Origin of the sequence: Flavobacterium sp. CYK-55, from assembly GCF_018413465.1 — a bacterium.
GTDB lineage: Bacteria > Bacteroidota > Bacteroidia > Flavobacteriales > Flavobacteriaceae > Flavobacterium.
The window spans coordinates 457,322-474,254 of the sequence record NZ_JAHCDK010000001.1 but is presented as its reverse complement, the minus strand read 5'-3'; the positions used below and the strand labels follow the sequence as shown (position 1 = coordinate 474,254).

Below are 16,933 nucleotides of genomic sequence, written 5' to 3'. Positions count from 1 at the left end.
AGTCAGGTTGTGGTAAGAATCTAAAAAAAATATAACCGTTAAATTCATAAAAATGTATATTTGTCGCCGAATAACGAAAACGATTTCATTAAACGATTATAATCTTCAAATTATGTCACAAAGTATCAATGCATTTATCGACTTGGTTGCACAAAGAAACGGACACGAACCGGAATTCATGCAAGCAGTTAAGGAAGTAGCTGAAACAGTTATTCCGTTTATCGAACAAAATAAAAAATACCAAAACAAAATGCTCTTGGAGCGTATGGTTGAACCTGAGCGCGTAATCATGTTCCGCGTTTGTTGGATTGATGATGCCGGAAACACGCAAGTTAATCGCGGATACAGAATTCAAATGAACTCTGCTATCGGTCCATATAAAGGAGGAATTCGTTTTCATCCTACTGTAAACTTGAGTATTTTGAAATTCTTGGCTTTTGAACAAGTATTCAAAAACTCATTGACTACTTTGCCGATGGGTGGAGGAAAAGGCGGTTCTGATTTTGATCCAAAAGGGAAATCTGATAATGAAATCATGCGTTTTTGTCAAGCGTTCATGACGGAATTGCAAAGACACATCGGGGCTGATACGGATGTTCCTGCCGGAGATATCGGTGTGGGCGGAAGAGAAGTAGGCTACATGTTTGGACAATACAAAAAATTGCGTAACGAGTTTACAGGAGTTCTTACCGGAAAAGGAATCACTTTTGGAGGTTCGTTAATTCGTCCCGAGGCTACTGGTTACGGAGATGTGTATTTTGCTCAAAATATGTTGGCTACACGCGGAGAAAGCTTCGCTGGTAAAACCGTTGTTGTTTCAGGTTCAGGAAACGTAGCGCAATATGCTATTGAAAAAGCTACAGAATTAGGCGGAAAAGTAGTTACAGCTTCAGATTCTTCAGGATACATTTATGATGCTGACGGAATCAACGCTGAGAAATTAGCGTTCTTAATGGAAATCAAAAACGTTCGTTACGGACGTATTAATGAGTATCTAGAGAAATATCCTAACGCAAAGTACGTTGCTGGAAAACGTCCGTGGGAAGTAAAATGCGATGTGGCTCTTCCGTGTGCAACCCAAAACGAGCTCAATGGAGATGAAGCTAAATTGCTTGTTGCTAACGGTTGTATTTGTGTGGCCGAAGGTGCCAATATGCCTTCAACACCAGAAGCTATTGAAGTATTTTTGGCTGCGAAAATTTTGTTCGCACCAGGAAAAGCTTCAAATGCCGGAGGTGTAGCTACTTCAGGTTTAGAAATGTCGCAAAATTCATTGCGTTTGAGCTGGACCCGTGAAGAAGTTGATCAACGTTTGCACAGAATCATGAGTGATATTCACGAAGCGTGTGTAAAATACGGCAAAGACGAAACCGGATTTGTTGATTACGTTAAAGGAGCTAATGTTGCCGGATTTGTTAAAGTTGCCGATGCAATGTTGGGTCAAGGAGTTGTATAATCAACCACCACCATAAAACAAGAAGCCTTTCTGCATTTGTTAGAAAGGCTTTTTTTGTGTACATATTAAATCGAAGCTTTTTTCGTTTTCTGCTATATTTGTTTTTCAATAATTCTTGTTCATGAGAGCATTCATCACCGTATTTTTAATTTCCTGTATAAGCTTTGGTGCTACAGCACAATACAATAAATCTTGGAAGGGATACTTTTCATACAATCAAATCAACGACCTCTCACAGAGTTCAAACAAACTGATTGTTGCTTCTGAAAACGCAATTCTTATACAAGATGTTCTGAGCGGAAACATCAAAACACTTAACACCATTGACGGGCTTTCAGGGTTAACTATTACAGCTGTTTACTACAGCTCATCACTCAAAAAAATACTTATAGGATATGAAAATGGGCTTATGATTGTCTATAATGAGCTTGACGGTTCTATTTTAAATGTGGTCGATATTCTTAATAAATCAATACCGCAAAACGTTAAACGCATCAATCATTTTATGGATGTTGATGGAATTATATATGTTTCGTGTGATTTTGGTGTCGTACAATACAATCTCAATGCACTTCAGTTTGGGGATACCTATTTTATTGGACCGGGTGGTTCTCAAATTAATGTTGCTCAAACAGCGGTTTTTAACGGACGAATATACGCCGCATCAAAAACCAATGGAATCTACAGCGCTGATTTGACCAATCCCAATTTGAATGATTACAATCAATGGCTTAATGTTGGTGGTTCAGGTTATATGGCTGTTGAAAAAACAGGAAACAATTTGGTTGCGGTTACTAATTCTGGTAATTTGCAGCGTTGGCAAGGAAGCTCATTCGGGTTGGTAACGCAATTGCCCGAGTCGGCCGTTGATGTGCGCGGAAATGATCAGCATTTGCTTATTTCAACCCCGAATCATGTTTTGGTTTATAATGCTTCATTAGCTCTTGAGTCAGATGTTTTGAGTAGTCAAGTTACTACAGAAGCTTCTACATTTACTTGTGCAGGATTGGTTGATAATAATTTATTTGTCGGCACCCAGCAAAACGGAATTTTCAGTAAAACAATTTCTGAAACTGACTTTAACAGCATTACTCCAGATGGGCCTTTGAGAAATAATGTTTTTGCCATAACAGCAACCAATAATCATTTATGGGCTGTTTTCGGGGGTTATGATATTGATTATAATCCGTACAATTTTTTTGGTGTAGGATTACCTAAATATGGTATTAGTAAACTTACCAAAAGCGGTTGGCTCAACATATCTGCCCAAGATGTTTTAAACGCCCGTTCGTTGTGTAGAATTGCTGTAAATCCAAACAATGAAAAGCAGGTTTTTGTAAGTTCACACTACTCAGGTTTGCTCAAAATTGAAAATGACATCCCTAACTTTTTATATAACGTAACCAATACGGCGCCCAACGGTTTACAGACAGTTCCGGGTCAGGTTCCTGATGATATTCGCGTCAACGGATCTGTTTTTGATGCCGAAGGAAACCTATGGATGACCAACAGTATGATAGCCAAAGGAGTAAAAGTTTTGAAGTCAAATGGACAATGGCAATCATTTGATATGCAAGATGTAGTAACTACTTCGACTCAGTTTAAATCCGGCAGAATGATAATTGATAAAAACGGCACCAAGTGGATGACTAGTTGGCGCAACGGAATCATAGGCTTTAACGAAAGATACAACAATCTTTTCAAGGCCATTTCAAATTCGCCCGACGGAGGAAACCTCCCATCTTTTGATGCACGCGCTGTAGCAGTTGATAACCGAAATCAATTATGGATCGGAACCTTAAACGGTTTGCGTGTTCTGCCCAGTGTCGACAGTTTTTTATCAAATGATGTTTTGCAAACCAACCCGATCATCATTATTGAAGACGGATTAGCTCAAGAACTTTTGTATGAGCAATCCATCAGCGATATTTTTGTAGACGGAGCCAACAACAAATGGATTGCCACGGTTGATTCAGGTGTTTTTTATGTGTCGTCTGACGGACAAAAAACAATTTACCATTTTACAACAGCCAACTCACCTTTACCGAGTAACAACATCAACGATGTCGAGGCTAATCCGGTTACCGGCGAAGTGTTTTTTGCTACTGCCAAAGGCATGGTTTCTTTTAAAGGAACAGCCACCGAAGCCAGCAACAATTTGAGTAATGTATATGTTTATCCAAATCCTGTTCGCCCTGAATATTCCGGAACAGTCAAAGTTAGCGGCTTAACCGATAAAGCTCATGTTAAAATCACAGACATTGAAGGCAACTTAGTTTCAGAATTCATTACTGAGGGCGGAACCATAGAATGGGATACCACCGCTTTTGGCAAATACCGTGTAGCTTCTGGCGTGTACATGATTTTTGTGTCTTCTGAAGACGGAACCGACACCACCGTCAAGAAAGTGATGATTGTTCGATAGACATGTTAGTTAAAACACAAGCTATAGTTATTTCATCGGTTCGCTATCAAGAAAAAAGCCTGATAGTTCGTTGCTATACGCACTCAGATGGGCTAAAATCATACTTTGTGCGCGATGCTTTTACCGGAAAAAAAAATCTTCAAAAAATAGCCTGTTTTCAACCGTTGACCTTGCTTGAAATTGAGGCCATTCACAAAAACAAAGGAACGCTCGAACAGTTCAAAGAAATCAAATTGTTTCAAGCCTACGAACAAATACCAACCGATATTCGCAAAAGCACCATTGCTCTTTTTTTAGCCGAGATGCTGCAAAATTCTATTCGCGAAGAAGCACCCAACGATGCATTGTTTGCTTTTTTGCAAACCGCTTTTCTTTGGTTAGACACCCATGATCAAGTATCAAATTTTCACCTGGTATTTCTGCTTGAACTCACGCGTCATTTGGGTTTTTATCCAGACTGCACAGATATAGAATTGCCCTTATTTCATTTGCAAGAAGGTGTTTTTACACAGCAATCGTCGGCGGGAACACTCAATCCATACGAAACTGAAACCTTCAAAAAACTCATCGAACTCAATTTTGACCAATCCGCCCAAACCTTTCATGTGTCTGAACGTCAGCAATTACTCAAAATTATAGTCGATTATTACACTTATCATTTAGATGGTTTTCGAAAGCCACAATCACTAGAGGTTTTGCAAGCTGTTTTTTCTTAATGGGGCGTGCCCCTGCGGGTCGGGCTTTCGGCTTTATCTTTTTTGGGCAAAAATCAGCGGTCAAAAAAATCAAATTCACAAAAAAAGGATATCGCCTCTATCCCTCACGCAAAAACTTCTGCGCTTTAGAGCATAACTCACAACTATTTATTACTTTCGCGCATTGATTTTTACACTGCAAATCCATGTCTAAAAAGTTTACTGAATACAAGGGGATTGACTTGCCAACCGTGGCGTCAGAAGTTCTTGATTTCTGGAAAAAAGAAAACATTTTTGAAAAAAGCGTTACCTCGCGTGAGGGCCAAAAACCGTATGTGTTTTTTGAAGGCCCGCCTTCGGCCAACGGTTTGCCGGGCATTCACCACGTGATGGCACGCGCCATTAAAGATATTTTTTGCCGATATAAAACCCAAAAAGGCTACCAAGTAAAACGCAAAGCGGGCTGGGATACGCACGGTTTGCCGGTTGAGCTCGGAACCGAAAAAGAACTCGGCATCACCAAAGAAGACATCGGAACCAAAATTACCGTGGCTGAATACAACGAAGCTTGTAAAAGAACGGTTATGCGTTACACCGATGTGTGGAATGATCTCACCGAAAAAATGGGTTATTGGGTGGATATGGAAGATCCGTATGTAACCTACAAACCCAAATACATGGAAACCGTTTGGTGGTTGCTCAAACAAATGTACAGCAAAGATTTGATGTACAAAGGCTACACCATTCAGCCGTATTCTCCTAAAGCCGGAACCGGATTGTCTTCGCACGAGGTCAATCAACCGGGCACGTACCGCGATGTTTCAGACACGACCATTGTGGCGCAATTCAAAGCAGTTCAAGATTCATTACCCAGCTCTTTAAAGGCTTTTGGCGATATTCATTTCTTGGCTTGGACCACCACACCGTGGACTTTACCAAGCAACACCGCTTTGACGGTCGGCCCGAAGATTGACTACGTTTTGGTTCAGACTTTTAATCAATACACTTTTGAGCCGATTAAAGTTATCTTGGCCAAGCCACTTTTGACCAAAGTTTTTGCCGGCAAATATGCAGCGGCTGAGAGTCAAGTTGAGTTAGAACAGTATAAATCAGAAGACAAAAAAATACCGTATGTTGTTTTAGCCGAAGCCAAAGGTGCCGATTTAGTAGGTATTCGTTACGAGCAATTATTGCCGTATGCATTGCCGTATCAAACACCTGAAAATGCTTTTCGCGTTATTGCCGGTGATTTCGTGACTACTGAAGATGGAACCGGAATCGTGCACACCGCGCCTACTTTTGGCGCCGATGATGCCAAAGCCGCCAAAGAAGCTTCGCCTGAAGTTCCGCCGATGCTCGTGCTCGACGCCGCCGGAAATCCGGTGCCGCTGGTTGATTTACAAGGAAGATTCATTCAAGGTTTGGGTGATTTGTCGGGCAAATACGTCAAGAACGAGTATTACAACGACGGCGAAGCACCTGAAAAATCAGTAGATGTAGAAATTGCCATCCGCCTGAAAGAAGAAAACAAAGCTTTTAAAGTCGAGAAATACGTACACAGTTATCCGCATTGTTGGCGCACTGATAAACCCATTTTGTATTATCCGCTTGATTCGTGGTTTATCAAAGTCACAGAACTCAAAGAACGCATGTTTGAGCTCAACGACACCATCAACTGGAAGCCCAAAGCCACCGGCGAAGGTCGTTTTGGCAATTGGCTCAAAAACGCCAATGATTGGAATTTATCGCGTTCGCGTTATTGGGGTATCCCGCTTCCGATCTGGAGAACCGAAGATAAAAAAGAAGAAATATGTATTGGCTCAGTAGAAGAACTTTACACCGAGATTGAAAAATCCATCGCTGCTGGTTTTCAAAAAGATAACCCTTATCAAGGATTCGAAATCGGCAACATGTCTGAGGCCAATTACAACTTGGTTGATTTACATAAAAATGTAGTCGATGCGATTGTTTTGGTTTCGCCGACGGGTCAGAAAATGTTCCGCGAAACTGATTTGATTGACGTTTGGTTTGATTCAGGCGCCATGCCTTATGCACAATGGCATTATCCGTTTGAAAACAAATCGTACATTGATAATCATGAGGCATATCCGGCAGATTTTATTGCCGAAGGCGTTGATCAAACCCGCGGTTGGTTTTATACGCTGCATGCCATTTCGACTTTGGTTTTTGACCAAGTATCCTATAAAAATGTAGTTTCGAATGGTTTGGTGCTCGATAAAAACGGACAAAAAATGTCTAAACGTTTGGGCAATGCGATTGATCCGTTTCAAACCATTGCCGAGCACGGCCCCGATGCTACGCGTTGGTATATGATTTCTAATGCCAATCCGTGGGACAACCTCAAATTTGATTTAGAAGGCATTACCGAGGTGCGTCGTAAATTCTTCGGAACTTTATACAACACCTATTCGTTTTTTGCTTTGTATGCCAATATTGATAACTTCCAATACAACGAACCAGAGGTGCCGCTTGCTGAGCGACCTGAAATTGATCGTTGGATATTATCAGAGCTTCATACCCTGATTAAAAATGTTGATTCGTATTATGCTGATTACGAGCCGACCAAAGCCGCGCGCGCCATTTCAGATTTTGTTCAAGAGCATTTGAGCAATTGGTATGTGCGTTTGTGCCGTCGTCGTTTCTGGAAAGGCGAATATGCACAAGATAAAATTGCGGCTTATCAAACGCTTTATACTTGTTTACTTACAGTAAGTAAGTTGGGCGCTCCGATTGCTCCGTTCTTTATGGATAAGCTTTACCGTGATTTGACTCAAGCTACCGGCAGCGAGTCATTTGACAGTGTTCACTTGGCAGAATTCCCGGTTTGCGTTGAAAACTTTGTTGATAAATCACTCGAGCATAAAATGGAGTCGGCTCAGACCATTTCATCACTCGTTTTATCGTTGCGCAAAAAAGAGATGATCAAAGTGCGTCAACCGCTCAAAAGGGTTATGATTCCTATACTTGACAAGCAACAGCGCGCTGAGATTGAGGCGGTTTCTGATTTGATCAAAGCTGAGGTAAATGTCAAAGAAATAGAGCTGATGGATGATGCTTCTGATATTTTGGTGAAGCAAATTAAGCCCAATTTCAAAGCTTTAGGGCCTAAATTTGGCAAAGATATGGGTTTGATTTCCAAAGAGATACAGTCTTTTTCGGCGGCTCAAATTCAACAAATCGAAACTTCAGGTTCCTTGGATATTGATATTTCAGGAAAAAATATAACTTTATCACTAGAAGATGTAGAAATTTCTACTCAGGATATTGAAGGATGGTTGGTGGCCAGTTCCAACGGAATTACCGTCGCGCTTGACATTACTCTATCAGAAGAACTCAAAGACGAAGGCATAGCTCGTGAATTGGTCAACAGAATTCAAAATATCCGAAAAGATTCAGGTTTTGAAGTAACCGATACCATCCGCGTTGTTCTTGAAAACGAACCGCGTTTGCAACAAGCCGTTCAAAATAACCTTTCATACATTCAGGCAGAAACACTCACTGAATCATTGGTTTTTGAAGCACAGCTTTCGGAAGGTTCAGAAATTGAATTTGACGACATTAAAACAAGAATATTCATTTCAAAGTAGCTAGATTATGGTAGATGAAATTACACGTTACTCTGACGCAGATTTGGCAGAGTTCAAAGAACTAATCCTCAAAAAAATCCAAAAAGCACAGGCCGATTTAGACTTGATCAAAAGCGCCTATATGAATGACCTCAACAACGGAACCGACGATACTTCGCCGACGTTCAAAGCCTTTGAAGAAGGTAGCGAAACCATGTCAAAAGAAGCAAACTCGCAATTGGCCATCCGTCAAGAGAAATTCATCCGCGATCTTAAAAATGCTTTGTTCCGTGTTGAAAATAAAACCTACGGAATTTGCAAAGTAACCGGAAAACTCATCAGCAAAGAACGCTTGATGATTGTGCCGCACGCTACCATGAGTATCGAGGCCAAAAACATGCAGAGATAAGCTTTTCAATATCCAAAAATTAACGCTCCAATCGGGGCGTTTTTTTTAGAAAATAATAGTACTTTTGGCGCACTAAAAATTAAGAAATGTCTTTACGTAACGCGTATTTCCTCATATTCATCATTTTATTGGTCGATCAAGTGACCAAGATTTACATCAAAACCAATTTTGTTTTGGGCGAAGAAGTCAGTGTTTTTGGCTGGTTCAAGATTTTGTTTATTGAAAACGAAGGAATGGCCTGGGGAACTGAAATTCCGGGCGCTTACGGGAAACTCATTTTGACTTTGTTCAGATTGGTTGCGGTAAGTGCGATTGGTTATTGGCTTTGGGATTCAGTCAACAAAGGAGGTTCAAAATATTTAATCGTAGCCATTGCGCTCATTTTGGCGGGCGCTTTCGGAAACATCATTGATTCGGTTTTTTACGGGATTGCTTTTGATGACAGCCACGGAAAATTAGCCCAACTTTTTGCAGCCCAACCATACGGAACTTTGTTTCACGGAAAAGTGGTCGATATGCTTTATTTTCCGATTGTAGATACTCATTTCCCGCAATGGTTTCCGGTAGTGGGCGGTAAAGAATTCAAGTTTTTCAATGCTATTTTCAACATAGCCGATATGGCCATTTCAACCGGTGTAGGGATTTTGATTGTCTTCAACCGAAAAGCATTCCACAAAGACCATAGTTCGATGGCTACGCAAGCAGAAGAAGCTTAAAAGAAGTATATCTGCTCAGGCGTTACGCAATAATCCAAACGAATATCCTCCGGATTTGTATCTTCAATTAAATCAACGGCCTCAAAAAAGGACAAGCCGATTTTGATGGCTTCAGGTTTGCATTGTTTTAAAAACCGATCGTAAAAACCTTGGCCGTAACCCACGCGATTCCCTAATTGATCAAAGGCTAGCAGCGGAACAAAAACCACGTCGATTTGCGCTGTCGATACTTCTATTCCATTGATCGGTTCCGGAATTCCGTATTCATTTTTTTGAAGTCGAGTGTTGTCGGTCAACAAAAAATGCGTCATGGCTTTGGTCTGAAAATCACTGCGTGAAATCAAAATTTCTTTGCCTTTTCCGGAGAGTAAATGCAAGATAAACTCGGTGTTGACTTCATTTTGTATTTCAATAGGCAGAAAAACGTGAAAATAGCTTTTCTCCCAAACAGGCAAACGCAGCAATTGATTGGCAATGGCCAAACTCAGTGATTCTTTTTGTTCTTCGGTTAATTTTTTTCGAAGTTCTTTATACTGCTTTCTTAATGCGCTTTTGAGCATAGCAAAACTGCTTTGAGTTCGGCTATAAAAGTAGTTAAATGCTCGACTTCTACATGATGCATCACCACTATTTTATACCATTGGTTTTGCCCTTGATGCGTTTGCGGCACCAGATGGAATTTTTCTGCCAACTTTTTCGGAATATATTCGGCATCAAGGGTCACAATATTCATATGCGGCTCTCTGAAATATTTTACGCCAAGCTCGTCAAGTTGATTGCATAAGAATTGCGTTCGCATTTGTAAAACGCTGATTTTTTCATACCAACCGTGCGGTCCGTAGGTAAATAAAATCATCCAAACGGCAATGGCATTGGCGCCTGAGCGACTTCCGCAAAGCGTTAAATCCATGCCTTCAACATACGAGGCTTCTGGTGTGAGCACGTTTTCAATTAATCCTTTTCGGCAAATAAAAACACCGGTTCCGTAAGGTGCTTGCAGCATTTTGTGCGCATCAATGGTAATGGATGAAATATTCGGATTGGTAAAATTCATCGTAGATTTTTGATGACTGAACGGATATACAAAACCGCCGTAAGCCGCGTCAATATGCAGTTTAAATACCACGCCTAGTTTTTGAAAAGCATCGGTATACACCTGCGGATCATCAACAGAACCAAACATAGTGGTGCCCATATTGGCCACTGCGATAAAATATTTTTTTCCGTTTAGTTGGGCATTTTTCAAAAGTTCTTCTAGCTCTTTAGATTGAATGGCTCGCGAATCTTTATCCACCGGAACATTGATCCAATCTATTTGTAATAAGTTAGCGCCTTTCGGAATAGAATAATGCGTGTCTTCTGAAGATATAATAACCATTTCAGACAACTTCGCTTTTTGATGATACATATAGGCGTTGCGATACATCCAAAGCGCTTGAATATTGGCCTCGGTTCCGCCGGGCGAAATGTAGCCGTCAAAATCATGGGGCTGGGCTTTAAAAACATCTACGGCAAGCACATTTAAAACTTCTCGCTCTAAATCGTGGGTTCCGCAAAATACATTTTCAGATTCGCCTAACGTATGACAGCCAATATGATTCGGATTGGCTACAAAAGTTTGCAAAGTAGGCGCTTCTTTTAAAAAAGGCGCGTCGTCATAAAATACTTTTCCGTCCAGTTTTGAAGCCGGATAACCCAGCGAAATATCTTGTGCAAAGTTGATGTTTTGCTCCAAGGCTTTTTGAACACGCGTTTTGAGCTGTTCGCGCGTGCGTTTTTTCCAATAAATCATTTGCTGAAATTTGGGCAAAACTAGCATCTTGAACGAGCATAAAACATGATATTTGTTAGGTGTTGGCGCATTTGGTTTTTGTGAGAATTCAAGTAACTTTGTTTTTATGCAGCAACCTTCATTAGAACTCCAAATACAATCGCTTCCGGACAGCCCGGGCGTTTATCAGTATTTTGACAAAGAAGGCAAAATTCTGTATGTCGGAAAGGCCAAAAATCTTAAAAAGCGCGTTTCGTCTTATTTCAATAAAGTGCATGATATTGCCAAAACCAATGTGTTGGTCAAAAAGATTGTGACCATCAAACACATTGTTGTGCCTACCGAATCTGATGCGCTTTTGCTCGAAAACAATCTGATTAAAAAACTGCAACCGCGTTATAATGTGCTTTTGCGCGACGATAAAAGTTATCCGTGGCTGTGCATCAAAAAAGAACCTTTTTCGCGCGTTTTTTCAACCAGGCGTATGATCAAAGACGGCTCTGAATATTTTGGTCCGTATACCAATTTTAAGACGGTCAATACCATTTTAGAATTGATCAAAGAATTGTATCCGCTGCGCACGTGTAATTATGATTTAAACGAGCAAAACATTCAAAATCACAAATTCAAAGTTTGTTTAGAATTTCACATCGGCAATTGTAAAGGCCCGTGTGAAGCGCACGAATCACTTGAAAATTACCAAGCTCAGGTTGATGCCATACGGCAAATTCTCAAAGGAAACTTTAAAGACAGTTTGCGCGATTTTAAAAAGAAAATGACCGAATTGGCCGCTGATATGCAGTTTGAAGCGGCACAAATCATCAAAGAAAAAATCGAAGTGCTCGAAAATTATCAGTCGCGCTCTACGATTGTCAACCCGAAAATCAACCATGTCGATGTTTTTTCAATTGTGTCTGATGAAGGAGCGGCTTATGTCAACTTTTTGCAAATTGCGCACGGCTCGATCATTCGTTCTCATACTACTGAAATCAAAAAGAAACTCGACGAATCAGACGAAGAATTACTCAGCTTGATGATTGTTGAATTGCGCGAGCGTTTTCATTTATTATCCAAAGAAATTATTGTTCCGTTTGAGGTTGATTTGGGCGAACAGATCAAAGTCACGGTTCCGCAACTTGGTGATAAAAAGCAAATTTTAGAGCTTTCAGAACGCAATGCCAAGTTTTACCGAATTGAACAGCTCAAACAAATTCAGATTGTAGATCCGGACCGACACACCAACCGCATCATGGCGCAGATGCAAAAAGATTTGCGCTTGCATGTAGAACCACGACATATTGAATGTTTTGACAACTCAAATATTCAGGGAACAAATCCGGTTTCGGCTTGTGTGGTTTTTAAAGACGGAAAACCCAGTAAAAAAGATTACCGCCATTTCAACATCAAAACCGTTGAAGGACCAAATGATTTTGCCTCGATGGAAGAAGTGGTGTATCGTCGCTATAAACGCATGCTGGATGAAGAACAAACTTTGCCGCAACTCATCATCATTGACGGAGGAAAAGGTCAGTTGTCATCGGCACTCAAAAGCATCGACGCCCTGGGTCTTCGCGGAAAAGTGGCCATCATCGGCATTGCCAAACGCTTAGAAGAATTGTTTTATCCGGGCGATTCGGTTCCGTTGTATCTAGATAAAAAATCAGAAACACTCAAAGTAATTCAGCATTTGCGCAATGAAGCGCACCGTTTTGGGATTACGTTTCATCGCGACAAGCGCAGCAAATCGGCCTTGCAATCTTCTATGGAAGATATTCCGGGCATTGGCGAAAAAACGATGCAAACGCTCATTCAGCACTTCAAAAGTGTTAAAAGATTAAAATTAGCATCAGAGCAAGAAATTTCTTCGGTAGTTGGCGCATCAAAAGCCAAAAAAATTATCGACTTTTACCAAACTTCTAATCCGTGATGGTTCTATGAAGAAAATTGGGTGGTTATTTTTACTTTTTCTTGCGGCAAGTCAAATTTGGGCTCAAACTGATGTAGTCAAGCCAAGACCAAAAGTCGGGTTGGTACTTAGTGGAGGAGGCGCCAAAGGATTTGCACATATTGGGGTTTTAAAAGTGCTTGAAAAGGCCGGTGTAAAAGTTGATTATATTGGCGGAACCAGTATGGGCGCGGTAGTTGGTGGGTTGTATGCCTCGGGCTATTCGGCTCAGCAAATTGACTCCATTTTCAAACAAACCGATTTTGATGCTTTGTTGAGTGATTATATCCCAAGAGCTTCAAAGAATTTCTACGAAAAAAACAACGACGAGCGCTATGCTTTTACGCTTCCGGTTCACAAAATGAAAGTAGGTATACCAACGGCTATTTCTCGTGGAATGTACAATTACAATTTACTCAATAAGCTACTGAATAGGGTTAGAAACATTCACGATTTTAATCAATTGCCGATTCCTTTTTTGTGTATGGCCACCGATATTGAAACGGGTGAAGAAGTGTTGCTTGACAAAGGATATTTACCGCAAGCGCTTTTGGCTAGCGGCGCCTTTCCGAGTTTGTTTGCTCCGGTTGAAATTGACGGGAAATGGCTGGTTGATGGAGGTGTGGCGAATAATTTCCCTGTGGAAGCCATCAAGAATTTAGGAGCCGATATCATTATTGGTGTTGATGTACAAGATGACTTAAAAGATCGTAAATCTTTGCGTGATGCAACCAAAATTCTGGTTCAGATTTCTAACCTTCAGATGATTGAAAAAATGAAGGAAAAGCTCAACAAGACAGATATTTACATCAAGCCCGACATCAATGATTACGGAGTTATATCTTTTGATCAAGGTTCAGAAATTGTTCAAAAAGGCGAAGAAGCTGCCATGGCTTTGTATGACAAAATTAAAATCTTCGGGGCTACAGATTACATTCATCAGCCGATTAAAAATACCGCCTCGGATAGTTTGAATATCAAGAATATCATCATTAATCCTTTAAAAAACTACACCAGAGCTTACGCAGTGGGCAAGCTTAGATTCAAGCAAAACAGCAAAATCTCTTTTGACGATTTGCGCCGCGGAATAGACAATATAACCGCAACTCAAAACTTTAGTTCTATTTCATACAGGCTTGATAAAAACCAAGAGTTTGATGATTTAAATATTCACCTTGTTGAAAATCCTACGCAGTCATATGTTCGCTTTGCCTTACACTATGATGGATTATATAAAAGCGGTATTTTGCTCAATATAACGCAAAAAAAGATTTTGTTTAGAAATGACGTAGCTTCAGTAGACGTTATTTTGGGTGATAACCTCAGGTACAATTTTGATTACTATGTTGATAATGGATTTTATTGGAGTTTTGGATTTCGCTCAAAATACAACAGATTCAACAGAAATGTTTTTACAGATTTTAATGATGGAGCATTGTTCAGTCAATGGAATATAGGTTCGCTTAATATTGATTTTGCTGATTTTACCAATCAATTGTATTGTCAAAGTATTTTTATTCAAAAGTTTGTTGTCGGCACCGGACTAGAGCACAAATATTTAACTATTGAATCAAAAACAATTGACGACGGGGGCTCTTATTTTGAAAAAAGCCATTACGGAAGCATTTTCGGATATTTAAAATTTGACGCACTTGACAATAAGTACTTTCCGAAAAAAGGATGGTATTTTTCAGGTGATTTTCAGAATTATTTCTATTCGTCAAACTATACCAAGTCATTTAATAATTTTTCTATTCTTAAAGGTGAGTTTGGGTTTGCGCAAAAGATTTTCAGAAAAGCTACTTTAAAGTATCAATCTGAAATGGGTTTTGCCATCGGGAAAGAGAGTATTCACTTTTTTGATTTTGTTTTGGGAGGATACGGATTTGCACCGCTCAACAACTTCAAGCCTTTTTACGGTTATGACTTTTTGAGTTTGAACGGCGATGCCTACATCAAAAGTGCATTTACATTTGATTATGAAATTTTCAAAAAGAATCATGTTAACTTTTCTGCCAATTATGCCAATATTTCAGACAATATGTTTGACAATTCTAAATGGCTATCCAAAATTAATTACAGCGGATATGCGGTTGGCTACGGAATAGAATCTATTATTGGCCCTGCAGAAATAAAATACACTTGGTCGCCTGAACAATCTAAAAGCTATGTTTGGGTAAGTTTGGGCTTTTGGTTTTAATAACCCCTGAAAAAATATACTTGCTGTTCTCGAAAAAACAATATATTTGAAAACCACTAACGATTAAAATAGTTTTTATGTCTATTTGGAAGAAAAAATCAATAACTCAATTGCTCAGTGAAGCTGCTGAATCTGAGAAAGGGATGAAGCGTACACTCACGGCTTGGTCATTAGTAGCCTTGGGTATCGGCGCCATTATCGGAGCAGGTTTGTTTGTAAGAACAGCTACCGCAGCAGCTCAAAATGCAGGTCCATCTGTTACCATCGGATTTATCGTAGCCGCTATTGGCTGTGCATTGGCAGGTTTATGTTATGCTGAGCTTTCATCATCTATTCCGATTTCTGGAAGTGCATACACCTATACTTATGCTACTATGGGCGAATTGCTTGCTTGGATTATTGGCTGGGATTTGATTCTGGAATATGCCGTAGGAGCAGCAACGGTTGGTATTGCATGGAGTGAATACCTCAACAACCTGCTGGTCAACGTGCTGCATACGAGCCCGATTCCTTATGAGTGGTGTCACTCGCCTTTACAAGTTTCAGACTCTGGTATTCACGGTATAATTAATCTACCTGCTTTGTTTATCGTGGCAGTCATCAGTTTGCTTTTGATTAAAGGCACACAAGAATCTGCTTTTGTCAATGGCCTTATAGTCGTAGTCAAAGTGAGCATTGTAGTAATGATTATTATCTTCGGATGGAGTTTTGTGCATCCTGAAAACCATACACCTTATATTCCTGAGCCATCTATTTTTACGGATGAACACGGAGTGGATCACCATTTTGGTGGAATCCTCGGAATTCTCGGAGCAGCCGGAACAGTTTTCTTCGCTTTCATTGGATTTGACGCCGTGAGTACCGCCGCTCAAGAAACTAAAAACCCAAAACGCGATATGCCGATTGGTATTTTAGGGTCATTGGCTATTTGTACGATTTTGTACATTTTGTTTGCCCATGTTCTGACCGGTTTAGAATCGGTTGAGTTTTTCAGAACCAGCGGAAAAGAAGCCTCAGTAGCCAATGCGATTACTTCTGCCATGGGCGAAGGATATCAATGGTTGGCGCAGTTTGTTACCGTAGCTATTTTGTTCGGATTTACCTCGGTGATTTTGGTGATGTTGCTCGGACAATCACGTGTGTTTTACTCTATGGGTAAAGACGGTCTGTTGCCCAAAGCTTTCGGAGATTTACATTCAAAATATAAAACACCCTATAAAGCCAATTTGGCGATCATGGTTATAGTAGGCTTATTTGCTGCGTTTTTACCCGGCGATATTGTAGGTGATATGACCAGTATCGGAACCTTGTTTGCCTTTATTTTGGTTTGTATTTCGGTTATCGTTTTGCGCAAAACCAATCCAGATATGCCTCGTGAATTCAAAACACCTTTGGTGCCCATTGTTCCTGTTTTAGGAGTATTGGTTTGTTTGGCGATGATTTATGGTTTGGGTTGGACCAATTGGCTCAGATTGATTGGCTGGTTGGCCATCGGATTGATAATCTATTTTGGCTATAGTAAAAAGCATAGCAAACTCAACAATCCTGAGTAAAGGATAAACATTAAGTTTGATTAATAATCCAAATTCTGTTTCTTGTTGATGAAGCAGAATTTGGGTTTTTTTATGACTATACTCGTTGTACGGTATGTTTTTTTCCGATATTTGTTATTATGAAAAATAGTTGGAGCGGTTTATTGGCTTATCTGCAATTTCTGATGAAGAGAAAT

The 16,933-nt window shown here is 40.1% G+C and carries 11 protein-coding genes; 9 read left to right on the top strand and 2 right to left on the bottom strand.

Translation table 11 applies throughout. The features are described from left to right. Positions 1-112 precede the first annotated feature (112 nt). The 6 genes from gdhA to KIH23_RS02060 all read left to right on the top strand — a co-directional run bounded on the left by gdhA (position 113) and on the right by KIH23_RS02060 (position 9,288). Complete coding sequence (gene gdhA, locus KIH23_RS02085; RefSeq protein ID WP_213210990.1) at positions 113-1,456, top strand: NADP-specific glutamate dehydrogenase; 1,344 nt, start codon at positions 113-115, stop codon at positions 1,454-1,456. Between the two features lie 121 nt (positions 1,457-1,577). Next, a complete protein-coding gene (locus KIH23_RS02080; RefSeq protein WP_213210989.1) occupies positions 1,578-3,881 on the top strand; it encodes a T9SS type A sorting domain-containing protein in 2,304 nt (767 codons plus the stop codon). Between the two features lie 2 nt (positions 3,882-3,883). After that, positions 3,884-4,597: a DNA repair protein RecO gene (gene recO, locus KIH23_RS02075; RefSeq protein ID WP_213210988.1), complete on the top strand. Its 714-nt coding sequence runs from the start codon at positions 3,884-3,886 to the stop codon at positions 4,595-4,597. 185 nt (positions 4,598-4,782) lie between these two features. Next, positions 4,783-8,184 (top strand): isoleucine--tRNA ligase, encoded by a 3,402-nt coding sequence (ileS, locus tag KIH23_RS02070; RefSeq protein WP_213210987.1) that lies wholly within the window; start codon positions 4,783-4,785, stop codon positions 8,182-8,184. Positions 8,185-8,191: 7 nt separating this feature from the next. Then, positions 8,192-8,572: a TraR/DksA family transcriptional regulator gene (locus KIH23_RS02065; RefSeq protein ID WP_213210986.1), complete on the top strand. Its 381-nt coding sequence runs from the start codon at positions 8,192-8,194 to the stop codon at positions 8,570-8,572. An 86-nt stretch (positions 8,573-8,658) separates the two neighbouring features. Further along, on the top strand, positions 8,659-9,288 hold the full coding sequence (locus KIH23_RS02060) for a lipoprotein signal peptidase (RefSeq protein ID WP_213210985.1): 630 nt from the start codon (positions 8,659-8,661) through the stop codon (positions 9,286-9,288). On the opposite strand, the gene KIH23_RS02055 is transcribed toward KIH23_RS02060, so the two are convergent. Together KIH23_RS02055 and KIH23_RS02050 are read right to left on the bottom strand one after the other, a co-directional pair. After that, positions 9,285-9,848, bottom strand: a complete 564-nt coding sequence (locus KIH23_RS02055; RefSeq protein ID WP_213210984.1) for a 5-formyltetrahydrofolate cyclo-ligase — start codon at positions 9,846-9,848, stop codon at positions 9,285-9,287. The two genes, KIH23_RS02060 and KIH23_RS02055, sit on opposite strands and share 4 nt — an antisense overlap. Beyond that, on the bottom strand, positions 9,830-11,080 hold the full coding sequence (locus tag KIH23_RS02050) for a pyridoxal-dependent decarboxylase (protein WP_213210983.1): 1,251 nt from the start codon (positions 11,078-11,080) through the stop codon (positions 9,830-9,832). Before KIH23_RS02050 ends, KIH23_RS02055 begins: the two co-directional genes overlap by 19 nt. A gap of 106 nt (positions 11,081-11,186) precedes the next feature. Here KIH23_RS02050 and uvrC point away from each other — a divergent pair, with 106 nt between their 5' ends. The 3 genes from uvrC (at position 11,187) to KIH23_RS02035 (ending at position 16,757) form a co-directional block, all read left to right on the top strand. Further along, positions 11,187-12,986, top strand: coding sequence for an excinuclease ABC subunit UvrC (uvrC, locus tag KIH23_RS02045; protein WP_213210982.1), 1,800 nt, complete (start codon positions 11,187-11,189; stop codon positions 12,984-12,986). Between the two features lie 7 nt (positions 12,987-12,993). Continuing rightward, positions 12,994-15,204, top strand: coding sequence for a patatin-like phospholipase family protein (locus KIH23_RS02040; RefSeq protein ID WP_213210981.1), 2,211 nt, complete (start codon positions 12,994-12,996; stop codon positions 15,202-15,204). Positions 15,205-15,281: 77 nt separating this feature from the next. Then, positions 15,282-16,757, top strand: coding sequence for an amino acid permease (locus tag KIH23_RS02035; protein ID WP_213210980.1), 1,476 nt, complete (start codon positions 15,282-15,284; stop codon positions 16,755-16,757). Positions 16,758-16,933: the final 176 nt, after the last annotated feature.

Bases quoted from the DNA above. Each gene is read 5' to 3' on its own strand.
- gdhA (WP_213210990.1), top strand. From the start codon at position 113: ATGTCACAAAGTATCAATGCATTTATCGACTTGGTTGCACAAAGAAAC.
- KIH23_RS02080 (WP_213210989.1), top strand. From the start codon at position 1,578: ATGAGAGCATTCATCACCGTATTTTTAATTTCCTGTATAAGCTTTGGT.
- recO (WP_213210988.1), top strand. From the start codon at position 3,884: ATGTTAGTTAAAACACAAGCTATAGTTATTTCATCGGTTCGCTATCAA.
- ileS (WP_213210987.1), top strand. From the start codon at position 4,783: ATGTCTAAAAAGTTTACTGAATACAAGGGGATTGACTTGCCAACCGTG.
- KIH23_RS02065 (WP_213210986.1), top strand. From the start codon at position 8,192: ATGGTAGATGAAATTACACGTTACTCTGACGCAGATTTGGCAGAGTTC.
- KIH23_RS02060 (WP_213210985.1), top strand. From the start codon at position 8,659: ATGTCTTTACGTAACGCGTATTTCCTCATATTCATCATTTTATTGGTC.
- KIH23_RS02055 (WP_213210984.1), bottom strand. From the start codon at position 9,848: ATGCTCAAAAGCGCATTAAGAAAGCAGTATAAAGAACTTCGAAAAAAA.
- KIH23_RS02050 (WP_213210983.1), bottom strand. From the start codon at position 11,080: ATGATTTATTGGAAAAAACGCACGCGCGAACAGCTCAAAACGCGTGTT.
- uvrC (WP_213210982.1), top strand. From the start codon at position 11,187: ATGCAGCAACCTTCATTAGAACTCCAAATACAATCGCTTCCGGACAGC.
- KIH23_RS02040 (WP_213210981.1), top strand. From the start codon at position 12,994: ATGAAGAAAATTGGGTGGTTATTTTTACTTTTTCTTGCGGCAAGTCAA.
- KIH23_RS02035 (WP_213210980.1), top strand. From the start codon at position 15,282: ATGTCTATTTGGAAGAAAAAATCAATAACTCAATTGCTCAGTGAAGCT.